The sequence below is a fragment of the Duganella sp. FT27W genome (assembly GCF_009295655.1).
GTDB classification, from domain to species: domain Bacteria; phylum Pseudomonadota; class Gammaproteobacteria; order Burkholderiales; family Burkholderiaceae_D; genus Rugamonas; species Rugamonas zoogloeoides.
This window is the reverse complement of the sequence record NZ_WHIV01000007.1, coordinates 68,481-82,110: the sequence shown is the minus strand read 5'-3', so window position 1 is coordinate 82,110 and position 13,630 is coordinate 68,481. Positions and strand designations below refer to the sequence as shown.

At 63.1% G+C, this 13,630-nt stretch carries 10 protein-coding genes; 4 read left to right on the top strand and 6 right to left on the bottom strand.

Annotated elements, in window-relative coordinates; genetic code table 11:
• Window positions 1-98: 98 nt before the first annotated feature.
• From F8197_RS27640 to F8197_RS27625, 4 genes are all read right to left on the bottom strand, one after another.
• Window positions 99-2,777: a DNA topoisomerase III gene (locus tag F8197_RS27640; protein ID WP_152885231.1), complete on the bottom strand. Its 2,679-nt coding sequence runs from the start codon at window positions 2,775-2,777 to the stop codon at window positions 99-101.
• 195 nt (window positions 2,778-2,972) lie between these two features.
• A complete protein-coding gene (locus F8197_RS27635) occupies window positions 2,973-3,437 on the bottom strand; it encodes a DUF494 family protein (protein WP_019924413.1) in 465 nt (154 codons plus the stop codon).
• 67 nt (window positions 3,438-3,504) lie between these two features.
• Window positions 3,505-4,620, bottom strand: coding sequence for a DNA-processing protein DprA (gene dprA / locus F8197_RS27630; RefSeq protein WP_373997003.1), 1,116 nt, complete (start codon window positions 4,618-4,620; stop codon window positions 3,505-3,507).
• 168 nt (window positions 4,621-4,788) lie between these two features.
• Window positions 4,789-5,811 (bottom strand): LysM peptidoglycan-binding domain-containing protein, encoded by a 1,023-nt coding sequence (locus F8197_RS27625; protein WP_152885229.1) that lies wholly within the window; start codon window positions 5,809-5,811, stop codon window positions 4,789-4,791.
• Window positions 5,812-6,008: 197 nt separating this feature from the next.
• Here F8197_RS27625 and def point away from each other — a divergent pair, with 197 nt between their 5' ends.
• The 3 genes from def to F8197_RS27610 all read left to right on the top strand — a co-directional run bounded on the left by def (window position 6,009) and on the right by F8197_RS27610 (window position 8,231).
• A complete protein-coding gene (gene def, locus F8197_RS27620; protein ID WP_152885227.1) occupies window positions 6,009-6,551 on the top strand; it encodes a peptide deformylase in 543 nt (180 codons plus the stop codon).
• Window positions 6,552-6,565: 14 nt separating this feature from the next.
• Window positions 6,566-7,513, top strand: a complete 948-nt coding sequence (fmt, locus tag F8197_RS27615; protein WP_152885225.1) for a methionyl-tRNA formyltransferase — start codon at window positions 6,566-6,568, stop codon at window positions 7,511-7,513.
• A gap of 79 nt (window positions 7,514-7,592) precedes the next feature.
• Entirely contained in the window at window positions 7,593-8,231 is a 639-nt protein-coding gene (locus tag F8197_RS27610; RefSeq protein ID WP_152885223.1) for an NAD(P)H-dependent oxidoreductase, read from the top strand.
• 8 nt (window positions 8,232-8,239) lie between these two features.
• On the opposite strand, the gene F8197_RS27605 is transcribed toward F8197_RS27610, so the two are convergent.
• Both F8197_RS27605 and F8197_RS27600 read right to left on the bottom strand, forming a co-directional pair.
• Window positions 8,240-9,199, bottom strand: a complete 960-nt coding sequence (locus F8197_RS27605; RefSeq protein ID WP_152885221.1) for a DUF2145 domain-containing protein — start codon at window positions 9,197-9,199, stop codon at window positions 8,240-8,242.
• A complete protein-coding gene (locus tag F8197_RS27600; RefSeq protein WP_056141742.1) occupies window positions 9,165-9,626 on the bottom strand; it encodes a hypothetical protein in 462 nt (153 codons plus the stop codon). Before F8197_RS27600 ends, F8197_RS27605 begins: the two co-directional genes overlap by 35 nt.
• 230 nt (window positions 9,627-9,856) lie before the next feature.
• On the opposite strand from F8197_RS27600, the gene metH reads away from it, so the two are divergent.
• Window positions 9,857-13,630 carry a methionine synthase gene (gene metH / locus F8197_RS27595; protein ID WP_152885306.1) on the top strand — a complete coding sequence of 1,258 codons (3,774 nt, stop codon included), beginning with the start codon at window positions 9,857-9,859 and terminating at the stop codon, window positions 13,628-13,630.

The following is a 13,630-nucleotide window of genomic DNA, read 5'->3' as shown; positions in this document are numbered from 1 at the left end:
GCAATTATTACCGCTAGTCGTGACTGCCGTATGACCACCGGACGAAAAAAATGGGCACCCGCAGGTGCCCATCATTTTTTGCCCGGCTCGCTACCAGCTTATTCGGCAGCAGCTGCCGCTTTTTTAGGCGCGGCCTTCTTGACGGCCGGCTTCTTGACAGCGGTTGCCTTGGTGGCGGTGGCTTTCTTGGCAGGCGCCTTCTTGGCCGGGGCTTTCTTGGCGACTGCCGCTTCCTCGCCGCCTTCGGCTTCCGGCTCAGCTTTCGCTGCGGCCTTGCCCTTGGCCGGGGCCTTGGCTTTGCGCTCTTCGAACTCGAAGCTGATCTTGCCGTCCTTGCCTTTTACCAGGAAGGCCTTGAACGGCCGACGCGTACGCTGCGAGACAAAGCCTGGCAGCAAATCGGTCTTGCCGTCGTTGAGCAGCTTGGCCATTTGTTCGGGCAGGATTTCCTGTTGCAGGATGATGCGGCCGCTGCGGAAATCGCAACCTTTCGGTTTCGCCACGGTTTGTTCGCAAACATAGGCCAGGCCCATTTCGTACACGCCGCCATTGCACTTGGGGCAAGGTCCGAGCGCGGTCTGGCCGGTGAAATCGACCGGTTCCGCATCTTCCGAATCGTCGTTCTGGCCGAAGTCGAACTCGAGCTTGAAGTTCTTGATTTCTTCGTCGCGGACGATGCGCAGGATGGCGGCAAACGGCCGGCCCATCTTCGAGCGGAAGCCTTGCAGCGGGCCGATGGTGCGGTCGCGCAGCAATTGCTCCACTTCGGGGATTTCGAACTGGCGGCTGCCCGGCGTTTTGCTCATCGAGAAATCGCACTTGGTGCAGGCAAAGCGGCGGTAGTTTTCCTTGACCACGCTATTGCAGTTCGGGCACGGCGTCACCAAGGTGGCATATTCGCCCGGGATGGTGTCGTTGTCGTATTCCTTGGCGCGCTTGACGATGACCTGCGTCATCTGGGCAATTTCACGCATGAATTCATCGCGCGAAATCTTGCCCTTTTCCATTTGCGACAGCTTGTATTCCCACTCGCCGGTCAGTTCCGGCGCGGTCAGCTCGTTCACGCCGAGTCCGCGCAGCAAGGTCATCAGCTGGAACGCCTTGGCGGTCGGCATCAGTTCGCGGCCTTCGCGCAGCAGGTATTTCTCGCTGATCAAGCCCTCGATGGTGGCGGCGCGCGTGGCTGGCGTACCGAGGCCCTTGCCGGCCATCGCATCGCGCAACTCGTCGTCTTCCACCAGCTTGCCCGCGCCTTCCATGGCCGACAGCAAGGTCGCCTCGGTGTAGCGCGCAGGCGGCTTGGTGACCAGGCCGTTGGCATCGACCTTGTCGGTCAGCACTTTTTCGCCCTTGGCGACCGGCACGATGTTCTTGTTGCCGTTGGCTTTGTCACCTTTTTCGTCGTCCGAAGTTTCCTTGCCGTACACCGCCAGCCAACCGGGGTTGGTCATGACCTTGCCTTCGGTCTTGAACTGGTGGCCCGACACTTCGGTGTAACGGGTGGTGACCTGGAACTCGGCAGCCGGGAAGAACACGGCCATGAAGCGGCGCGTGACCAGGTCGTAGAGCTTCTGTTCCGGCTCGGACAGGTTTTTCGGCGCAATCGTGGTCGGGATGATTGCGAAGTGATCCGAGATCTTGGTGTTGTCGAAAATCCGCTTGTTCGGCTTGACCCAGCCCTTGTCGAGGATCTGCTTGGCGAACTGGTGGTAGTTCGAATTCTCCTTGACCGTCTCCAGCGCCTGCTTGACCGTGTCCATATAGTCTTCGGGCAGGTGGCGCGAGTCGGTACGCGGATAAGTCAGTACCTTGTGTTTTTCGTACAGCGCCTGGGCCAGGCCCAGGGTGTTCTTGGCCGAGAAGCCGAAACGCGAGTTTGCTTCACGCTGCAGGCTGGTCAGGTCGAACAGCGCCGGCGCCATCGACGTGGTCGGCTTGGCTTCTTCGGTGACCACGCCCTGCTTGCCACGGCAAGCCAGCGCGATGCTGTCGGCGGCAGCCTTGCTCCACAGGCGCTCGGCGCGTTTTTCCGGATCGTTGTCGTCCTTCTTGAACTTGGTGTCGAGCCAGCGGCCTTCGTACACGCCGGCGGCGCACACGAACTCGGCGCGTACTTCCCAGTAGTCGCGCGGCACGAACTTCTTGATCTTCTCTTCACGCTCGACCACGATCGACAGGGTCGGCGTTTGCACGCGGCCCACGGTGGTCAAATAAAAACCGCCCTCTTTCGAGTTGAACGCGGTCATGGCGCGGGTGCCGTTGATGCCAATCAGCCAGTCGGCTTCCGAGCGGCAGCGGGCGGCGTCGGCCAGCGGCATCATTTCTTCGTCGCTGCGCAGCTGGGTGAAGCCGTCGCGGATCGCGCCCGGCGTCATCGATTGCAGCCACAGGCGTTTCACAGGCTGCTTGGCCTTGGCGTTTTGCGCGATCAGGCGGAAAATCAGCTCCCCTTCGCGCCCGGCATCGCAGGCGTTGATCAGGGCGGACACGTCTTTACGTTTGATCAGCTTGTTCAGTACCTTGAGGCGCGATTCGGTCTTGGCGATCGGATTGAGCGCGAAGTATGGCGGGATCATCGGCAGGTGGGCAAAGCTCCATTTGCCGCGCTTGACGTCGTACTCTTCCGGCACGGCAATTTCCAGCAGGTGACCGACGGCGGAGGACAGCACGTACTCGTCGGATTCAAAGTACTCATCGTGCTTGGTAAAGCCGCCAAGCGTCTTCGCGATGTCGTTCGCGACAGATGGCTTCTCGGCGATGATGAGGGTTTTGCTCATATTTGGTATCTCGTTTTTTAACACTTGGGGTGGTTTAGCATGCGCATCATACATGGATCGCGCCGCAGTCTGCACTTTTGCGTCGTCGATGGCAAGGGGGTGGCGTGACAGTGTTGTCGGAATGATAGCGTGAAAATTGGATAGCCGCCTGCGCGGGTATGACGGCGCGGCGGCTAACGGTACACGCGGGTTTGCTTAGTGGAGAAGACGAGGGGGGGCGTCGTCATCGGCACCAAACAAGTCATCGAACATCAGCGCGTCCGGTTCCTTGCCCTGGCTCCACAGCAGCATCAGCACGATCACCTTCAGCTGGCCGAGCGACACGGGCGCTTCTTCCAGCGACAACGCGCGCTCGATGACGATTTCGCGCTGCAGCGGCGTGAGTACCTTGGCCGATTCGAGAAACTGGATGAAACCGATTGCATCGGTGCCCAGCACATCGCGCTCTTCGTCGACGTAAATCCGCATGCCGGTGGAAGCGGCGGTGAGCGAGTGCTCGACGCCGGCCATGGCCGTGAGATCGTTAAGCCATACCAGCGCCTCGGAGATCTCGACGTCGTCAAAACCGACAGCCGACAGCTTCTTGGCCAATGCCTCCGGTTCCGGGCAGGCATCGGGACGGTAATACGTCTCGTAGAGATAAACTAGGATGTCGAACATGGCTCTACTCTATCAGTTAAAACAGATCGGACACAAGTAGCGACCCATTTACCGTGTGCAACACATTTTACGAACGCAGCCGTTGAAACCAGCCGCCCGGCAACCTTTCCAGCAGGCCGGCCAGCTCCAGCGCCAGCAACTGCCCTTGCAGCTCGGCAGCGGATTGCTGCAAGTGCACAGCCAGGGTCTCGGCGCGGATCGGTTCGTCGCCCATGGCGATCAGCACGCGATCGACAAAACTGTCGTCAAAATGCGACCCTGTTGCCACTGCATCAACGCCCATATTCAATTCCGACAACACGTCAGCTGCCGTCTCCACCAGCTTGGCGCCGTCGCGGATCAGCCGGTGGCAACCTTTCGACAAGGTTGCATGGACCGAGCCCGGCATTGCATACACGTCGCGGTCCTGGGCGACGGCCAGCCGCGCCGTGATTAGCGAACCGGACCTGGCCGCCGCCTCCACCACCAGCACCGCGCGCGCCAGGCCGCTGATCACTCGATTACGCCTTGGGAAGTTGTCACGCAGGGGCGGCGTGCCCAGCGCATATTCACTGACGATGCAGCCCTGCTCGGCGATACGGCGGGCCAGCATCTCGTTGCTGGCGGGATAGATTCGGTCGGCGCCGGTACCGATCACGGCCACCGTGCCGCCCGCGCCCGCCAGGCCGCCGGCGTGGGCGGCAGCGTCGATGCCCAGCGCCAGTCCGGAAACGATGGTCACGCCCGCCTCCGACAGCGCGCGCGCCATGCGCTCGGCGTTCTGCATGCCCATCAGGCTGGCATTGCGCGAACCCACCATGGCCACCGACAGGCGGTGCAGCAGCGCCGGATTGCCCTTGACGTACAGCATGAGCGGCGCGGCGGCAATCTGCCGCAGCAGCGCCGGATATTCGGGATGATCGTAGGTAAGCAGCAGGTTGCCCGGCTGGGCGCGCCAGGCTTGCACCGCTTCCACTTGCTGATCGAGATAGACCGGCGGCGGCGCCAGCAGGGCGCGGGCCCTGGCGGGCTTGACGACGGCGCGCAGCGTGTCGTACCCGGCCTGGAAAATCGCTTCCGGCGTGCCGAAGCGTTCGAGCAGCGCATGCGCCGTCATCAGGCCCACGCCATCGGTTTGCTCCAGGCGCAGCCAGGCCGCCAGCGCGGACGCCGTGGGGAGTAGAGAAAATTCCGTGGCTTGCACGGCAGAATTGAGAACCTATCTCAGCAGTGAGCAAGGCGCTGCTTGCGCGTCTCGCCAACGGGGCCGGCGTTGCTCGTCATCGCATGGAACGCCATGCTTCTTCCTCGCGCCTTGGCCCCGATGCCGATCCATCGCAATCCACTGCCTGCTCCCTACTGACATAGGTTCTCACTCCGGCGAGGTGGCGGCGTCGCCTACGACCACGGGCGCTGTCGCCTGCATGATCAGGCCGTAAGACACGCGGCCGAACACGCGGAAGATAAACAGGTTGCCCACCTGTTCGTCGGGCAACCTGACCTGCTGTTCGCGGCCGAACCAGCCCGTAGGGGCGGTCGCGTCGCGCACAGTTCTTCCCGCATGGTACAGGCGCAGCACCGAGCCGATATCGAGTCCGTCAAGCTTGCCGCGATTAATGCTGACCACCTGGTGCCGCCCGGCATACGTGACGCCGCCGTGCACGGCCAGCACCTTGGCGTCGATCCGGGTGGCGGGCGCGTGCGGCGCGTAGTGTTGCGCCGGCACCGGCGCCAGCGGTTTCAACTGGTCGCCCTTGCCCATTTCCTCTTTGGTGCTGGTCACGCGCGCCGTGTGCACGTCGCTGCCGGGCGCGGCCGGCTGCACCGTCACCGTGCCTAAATAATAGGCTTCGTGGGCGATCACCTGGCCGCTGTCCGGGTCTTTCAAGGGCCGGCCCGGGCGATACACCTGGAACGTGGTGGCGCCGCCGAGGTCGCCCCGAACATAAGCCTTGTCGCCTTCGCCAATAAAGACGTGGCCGTCTTCGGTGGCGACGATGCGCGGCGCGCGGGCCAGTTCGTCGTTTTCAATGATCAACGGCTGCGACAGGAACGGCTCGATCGCGCCGGGCGGAATCGAGGGGATGGCAGCGGCGCCAACGGCACTGCTGCGCACGGCTGGCGAGCGGCGTTCGGTGGGCACCGCCGGCGTATTTTGCGCGCCAGTGTTGTCACCGAGCCGCAGGCGGCCGGCGGCGCGGTCGAACCAGATCACCTGGTCCGGGTAAATCCAGTGCGGGTTGGCAATCTCGTCGCGGTTCATGTCCCACACGGTGGGCCAGCACCACGGTTGCTGGAGAAACTTGCCGGCGATATCCCACAAGGTATCGCCGCGCACGACCACGTGGCGGTCGGGGGCATCGGTGCGGAACTGGCAGCTGGCCGGGGCTGCCATGGCCGGGACCGCGCTAAATAGCATGGCTGCCGCTAAGCATGGGCCGACTGTGATAAAATTTTTCATTCGCGATCCAATCGATGCGGCAGCAAGCGTTGCCTGTATTGAATCAAATTCTGCCCACAAACCCCTGAACTAGCAAGCAAAACAGCGCCCGCCCCCGGCGTGATTGCGCGTTTACCGTACTCATTAAATATATGGCCATCCTGAACATTCTGCGTTACCCCGATCCACGCCTGCACAAGGTTGCCAAGCCGGTCACGGTTTTCGATGCGCGCCTCGAGCAACTGGTGGCCGACATGGCCGAGACCATGTACGACGCCCCCGGCGTCGGCCTGGCCGCGTCCCAGGTGGACGTGCACGAGCAGGTGGTCGTGATCGACATCACCGAAGAGAAAAACGCGCTGGTCGCGTACATCAACCCGGAAATCCTGTGGGCCAGCGACGACAAGCAAGTCTACGACGAAGGCTGCCTGTCGGTGCCGGGCATCTACGACGGCGTCGAGCGTCCGTCGAAGGTCAAGGTACGCGCCTTCGACGTCAAGGGCCAGCCGTTCGAAGTGGAAGCCGATGGCCTGCTGGCCGTGTGCATCCAGCACGAAATGGATCACCTGAAAGGCAAGGTCTTCGTCGAATACCTGTCGCCACTCAAGCGCAACCGCATCAAGGCCAAGCTGCAAAAGGAAGAACGCGGCATGGAACGCGAAGCGGCGCTGCGCGCCCAGGGTCGTCGCTACTAATAAAGAAAGAGCAGATGAAGATCGTCTTTGCCGGCACCCCGGAGTTTGCCGCCGTCGCCCTACAAGCCCTGCACGAAGCAGGCTTCGAGATCGCGCTGGTGCTCACCCAGCCCGACCGCCCCGCCGGCCGCGGCATGCAATTGCAGCCGTCCGCCGTCAAGCAGTACGCGGTGGCGCACGGCTTGGAAGTGTTGCAGCCGCTGTCGCTGCGCACCGACAGCAAAGACCCCGTGCGCGCCGAGCAGGCCCTGGCTGCGCATGAGCGCCTGCTGTCCACGCCGTACGAGGTGATGGTGGTGGCCGCCTATGGCATGATCCTGCCGGTCAGCACGCTCGACATCAAGCCCTGCCTGAACATCCACGGCTCGCTGCTGCCGCGCTGGCGCGGCGCCGCGCCGATCCACCGCGCCATCGAAGCCGGCGATCTTGAAACCGGCATCACCATCATGGAGATGGAAGAAGGCCTCGACACCGGCCCCATGCTGCTGACCGAAAAAATCGCCATCGGCCCGCACGACACCACCGGCATGGTGCACGACAAGCTGGCGGCCCTGGGCGGCAAGATGATCGTCGAGGCGCTCAATCAGATGAAGCATGGCCAGCTGGAAGCCGTGGTGCAACCGGCAGCAGGCGTCAACTACGCGGCCAAGATCAGCAAGGAAGAAGCGGCGCTCGATTTCAGCCAGTCGGCCATCGAACTCGATCGCAAGATCCGCGCCTTCAATCCGTTCCCCGGCGCGCATGGTTCCGTGGGCGGCGTGGTCGTCAAGCTGTGGGGCGCCGAGGTCACCGAAGGCGCCGGCCATCCGGGCCAGGTGCTGGCGGCCGACGCCCACGGCATCGTGGTCGCTTGCGGCAGCGGTGCGCTGCGCCTGACCATGCTGCAAAAGCCGGGCGGCAAACGCCTGCCGGCGGCGGAATTCATCAAGGGCTTCGCGCTCGAAGGACAAACCTTCGCTTGAGAAGGCGATTCAGGCGGGCTCGTACGCGGATTTGCAAGTTGCCTTAAACTGGACAACCACAATTCTTCTGGAGCCCTTTATGTCCGACCTGATCGACAAACTGAACTGGCGCTACGCCACCAAGAAATACAATCCCGCCAAAGCCCTGGAGCAGGACAAGCTCGATCGCATCTTGGAAGCGATCCGCCTGGCGCCCACCTCCTCCGGCTTGCAGCCGTTCGAAGTGCTGGTCGTGAAAAACCCTGACCTGCGCGCCAAGATCCGCGCCGTGGCGTGGAACCAGTCCGGCGTGAGCGAAGCGTCGCACTTGCTGGTGTTCGCGGCCTGGGACAACATCACCGAAGAACGCATCGACATGATGTTCGACATGACCAACGAGCAGCGCGGCTTCATTAACGAAGGCTGGGAAGCCTATCGCAAGCAGCTGAAAGCCATCGTTGCGGGCCGCACCGACGCGCAGAATGCCGAAGCGGCCGCGCGCCAGGTCTATATCGCGCTGGGCGTGGCGATGGTCGCTGCCGCCTTCGACGGCGTGGACAGCACCCCGATGGAAGGCTTCGACCCGAAAGCCGTGGACGAAATCCTGAACCTGGGCGAACGCAAGCTGAAAAGCGTGGTGATCCTGCCGCTGGGCTACCGCGAAGCCGAAGGCGACTGGCTGGCCGGCCTGAAAAAAGTGCGCCGTCCGCTGGCGCAAGTTGTCTCCGAAATCGCCTGATTGCGCACTTAATCGGTTAGCGATATCACCCGGTCGCCCGGTACGGGAACACAGCCGTCGGCGATCGGCGTCCAGCCGCGACGCACCACCACCTGTTTGTCGTCGTGGCACAGCTCCACCCGCTCGCTGGCAGGAAAACGGCCACGGATAAACCGCTCGACCGCCGCCGGCAAGCTGACCACCAGCTGCCGCGCCGCGCGGTCGTGGTCGGGATGGTCGTCCAGGTGCAGCAGCGGCACGAAACGGCCGGCCTGCATCAGCCACCACGAATCGACCGGCACCGGCGCCGGCGTGTACCGCGCCTCGCGCAGCCAGTCCTGGGCCCGTTCACGCAGATGGTCATCGGCGGCCAGGTCGCCCCAGCCGGCGGCCAGCATCTCCACCACCCACTGATTGCAATTCTGGTAGCGCGTGCTGAAGGCATAGGCATTGGCGCTGTACTGCGCGGCCAGCAGGTGGCCCACGCGCGGACCGTCGAGCAAGGCCGGGCGCAGCGCCAGGACCGCCTCGGGCGGCATGCGCACGATGCTGATGTAACCGAGGTGGGGGTCGTCGGTGCCGATGACGAAACCGGCCAGGCCCTGGTCGAAGATGCGCGGACGGCGTTCGTCGCAGGCGTAATAGAGCTGGCGCGCAGCCCAGACGCCAGCGTCGGAACGCCAGGCCAGCGCCGCGTGCGAATAGCGGATGCCGAAGCGGGAAAGATCGAGGCCGGAGCGGCTGACCAGCGCCACGCTCTCTTCTTGCGCGCCCGCCAGTTCTTCGCGCAGCACGCCGGCAAAGCGCAGCAGACGGCTTTGTTCGACGGCCGTCAGTTCCTGCGAGCGGTCGCAGAAGCGCGATGCACCTGAAGTGCTGCCGGCGTGGGCGCAGCCGGCAGCCGCCAGCCAGGCCAGCCAGACCAGCGCCAGCGTGGCAAAACGTTTCAAGGCGTTACAGCGTGACCGGACGCGAGGCCAGCTCGCCATACCACTCGTCGGCCAGCACCAGGTAGAACGGCTGGCGGTTGTCGATGCGGCCGAACTCGATGCCATAGACACGGTTCTGCGCATACAGCGCATCGCCGGCAGCCAGCTTCTGCTGGGTGAACGTCGATTGCGGCATATCGAGCACCACGCGCTGCTGGCCCTCGCCTTCGCGCTGCAAGGTCAGGCGGGTGCGGTCGGCACGGTCAGGGGTGATGCCGATTTCGAGGATGCGGTAGTTACCGTCGGCCACCTTGCGCTTGTCGCCGCTCGAGCTGTTGCTCGAATCGCCCAGCGAGTCCGAGACGCTGCCGCTCGACGCGGAACCGGCGCTCGACGCCGACGAGGCGAAACTCTCGGCCTGCGCCTGCAGGGTAAGGCCAAGCGCGGCGGTGGCGACCGCCAGGCGGAGTAAAGACGAAATAGTCATCAAAAATTCCTTAAACGAGGGAGCTGCCAGTATAAAGGTAGGCGGGTGTTACTTCATAGCACTACCTGAGCCGGGCCAGCCAGTTCGGACTTCCGGAAAACCGCAGATTGTTGTTCCAACGCAGCGGTCGGCTGAAGCTTATTCAGCAATGCCGTATAATTTTAGACCCGCGATGTCCCTGCCCCATCCTCTGAAGGTATCAAATGAATAACTCCGTGTTCCGTCCCGTCATGTCCAAGGCCGATGCCCAGCTGCGCGAGATCCTCGCGCGCCGCATCATGATCCTCGACGGCGCGATGGGCACCATCATCCAGCAATACAAGCTCGATGAAACCGCGTACCGTGGCGGACCCGCAGGGCGCTTCATCGACTTCGCCGCGCCGGCCGACAGCGGCGCGCGCGAGCTGTTCGTCAAGGGGAACAACGAGCTGCTCACGCTGACGCAGCCGCAGATCATCCAGGAAATCCACGAGCGCTACCTGGCGGCCGGCGCCGACCTGATCGAAACCAATACCTTCGGCGCCACCACGATCGCCCAGGACGACTATCACATGGCCCACCTGGCCTACGAGATGAACCTGCAGGCGGCCAAGCTGGCGCGCGCCGCGTGCGACAAGTACAGCAGCGCCGACAAGCCGCGCTTTGTGGCCGGCGCCTTGGGTCCTACGCCGAAAACCGCATCGATCTCGCCGGATGTGAACGACCCCGCCGCCCGTAACGTCACGTTCGACCAATTGGTCGCTGCGTACCACGAGCAAACCCGCGCGCTGGTCGAAGGAGGCGTCGATGTGCTGCTGGTCGAAACCATTTTCGATACGCTCAACTGCAAGGCCGCGCTGTTCGCCATCGAAAAATTCTACGACGAGAATCCCGGCCAGGAACGCCTGCCGCTGATGATCTCCGGGACTGTCACCGATGCGTCGGGCCGCATCCTGTCCGGCCAGACCGTGCCGGCCTTCTGGAACTCGGTGCGCCATGCGCGCCCGCTCACCATCGGCCTCAATTGCGCGCTGGGCGCGGCGCTGATGCGCCCTTACGCCCAGGAGCTGTCGCAGATCGCCGATACGTTTGTCTGCATCTACCCGAATGCCGGCCTGCCCAACCCGATGAGCGACACCGGCTTCGACGAGCTGCCGGCCGATACCTCGGCGCTGCTGCGCGAATTCGCCGAAGCCGGTTTTGTGAACATCGCCGGCGGCTGCTGCGGCACCACGCCTGACCACATTGCCGCCATCGGCCAGATCCTGGCCAAGACCGAGCCGCGCTCCGTGCCGCAAGTGCCGGTGGCGCAGCGCCTGTCGGGCCTCGAACCCTTCACGATCGACGAGAATTCGCTGTTCGTCAACGTGGGCGAGCGCACCAATGTCACCGGCTCGAAAGCGTTCGCGCGCATGATCCTCAACGAGCAGTACGACGAAGCGCTGTCGGTCGCGCGCCAGCAGGTGGAAAACGGCGCCCAGGTCATCGACATCAACATGGACGAGGCGATGCTCGATTCGCTCGCCGCCATGACGCGCTTTTTGAACCTGATCGCGTCCGAACCCGATATCTCGCGCGTGCCGATCATGATCGACTCGTCGAAATGGTCGGTGATCGAAGCGGGTCTGAAATGCGTGCAAGGCAAATCGATCGTCAACTCGATCTCGATGAAGGAAGGCGAAGAAGAATTCATCCGCCAGGCCAAGCTGTGCCTGGCCTACGGCGCCGCCGTGATCGTGATGGCGTTCGACGAGAAAGGCCAGGCCGACACCTTCGAGCGCAAGATCGAAATCTGCGAGCGCGCCTACCGCCTGCTGGTGGACCGCGTGGGCTTCCCGCCCGAAGACATCATTTTTGATCCGAACATCTTTGCCATTGCCACCGGCATCGAAGAGCACAACAACTACGCGGTGGACTTCATCAACGCTACCCGCTGGATCAAGGACAACCTGCCGCACGCGAAGATCTCGGGTGGCGTGTCGAACGTGTCGTTCTCGTTCCGCGGCAACGATCCGGCGCGCGAAGCGATCCACACCGTGTTCCTGTACCACGCCATCAAGGCCGGCATGACCATGGGTATCGTCAACGCCGGCATGGTGGGCGTCTATGACGACCTGCCGGCCGAACTGCGCGAACGGGTGGAAGACGTAGTGCTCAATCGCCGCGACGACGCCACCGAGCGCATGATCGACATCGCCGGCACTTTAAAAGCCGGCGCCGGCAAGCAGGATGCGCAAAACCTCGAGTGGCGCGACGCGCCGGTGGAAAAACGCCTGGCGCACGCGCTGGTACACGGCATCACCCAGTTCATCACCGACGACACCGAAGAGATGCGCCAGCAGGTACTCGCTGCCAACGGCCGCCCGATCCACGTGATCGAAGGCCCGCTGATGGACGGCATGAACATCGTCGGCGACCTGTTCGGCCAGGGCAAGATGTTCCTGCCGCAGGTGGTCAAGTCCGCGCGCGTGATGAAGCAGGCCGTGGCCCACCTGATCCCGTACATCGAGGAAGAAAAGCTGGCCGAGGAAAAGCGCACCGGCATCGTCGCCAAGCCGAAGGGCAAGATCGTCATGGCCACCGTCAAGGGCGACGTCCACGATATCGGCAAGAACATCGTCACCGTGGTACTGCAATGTAATAACTTCGAGGTCGTGAACATGGGCGTGATGGTGCCCTGCTCCGAGATCCTGGCGCGCGCCAAGCTGGAAAACGCCGACATCATCGGCCTGTCCGGCCTGATCACGCCATCGCTCGAAGAGATGGCGTACGTGGCGAAAGAGATGCAGCGCGACGACCACTTCCGCATGCTGAAAATTCCGCTCTTGATCGGCGGCGCCACCACCAGCCGCGCTCACACGGCCGTGAAAATCGCCCACAACTACGAAGGCCCCGTGGTGTACGTGCCCGATGCATCGCGTTCGGTATCGGTGGCGCAGTCGCTGCTCACGCCCGAGAGCCGCGAGCAGTACATCCAGGAGATCACCGACGACTACCAGCGCATCCGCGAACAGCACGCCAACAAGAAGGCGCTGCCGATCCTGTCGATCAAGGATGCGCGCGCCAACCGCATGAAGCTGTCGTTCGACGGCGCCTGCGCGCCGGTCAAACCAAAGTTCATCGGCCGCCGCGAGTTCCGCAATATCGACCTGGCCCTGATCGCGAAATACATCGACTGGGGTCCGTTCTTCCAGACCTGGGACCTGGCCGGCCCGTTCCCCGCCATCCTCACCGACGAGGTGGTGGGCGAAGCGGCGACCAAGGTGTTCGAGGAAGGCCAGGCCATGCTGAAAAAGCTGATCGACGGCCGCTGGCTCACCGCCAACGGCGTGATCTCGCTGCTGCCGGCCAACACCGTCAACGACGACGACATCGAGATCTATACCGACGACACCCGCACCACCGTGGACTTCACCTATTACGGCCTGCGCCAGCAGGGTGTCAAACCGGTGGTCGATGGCGTGCAGCGCCCGAACCAGTGCCTGTCCGACTTCATCGCGCCGAAAGACTCCGGCGTCAAGGACTACATCGGCATGTTTGCCGTGACGGCCGGCCTGGGCATCGAGAAGTACGAAAAACGCTTCGAGGATGCGCACGACGACTACTCGTCGATCATGCTCAAATCGCTGGCCGACCGCCTGGCCGAAGCGTTTGCCGAATACCTGCACGAGCGCGTGCGCAAGGACTTGTGGGGCTATGCGCCGGACGAAGCACTGACCAACGACGAGATGATCGCCGAAAAATACCTGGGCATCCGCCCGGCGCCCGGCTACCCGGCCAACCCCGAGCACACGGTCAAGCGCGAGATGTTCAACACCATGCAGGCCGAAGATATCGGTATGATCCTGACCGAGTCGTATGCGATGTACCCGGGCGCCGCCGTCTCCGGTTTCTATTTTGCGCACCCGGAATCGAAGTATTTCGTGGTCGGCAAGATCGGCGACGACCAGGTGACCGACATGGCCGCGCGCCGTGGCGTGGACAAGCTGGAAGTGGAGCGCTGGCTGGCGCCCAACCTCAGTTAA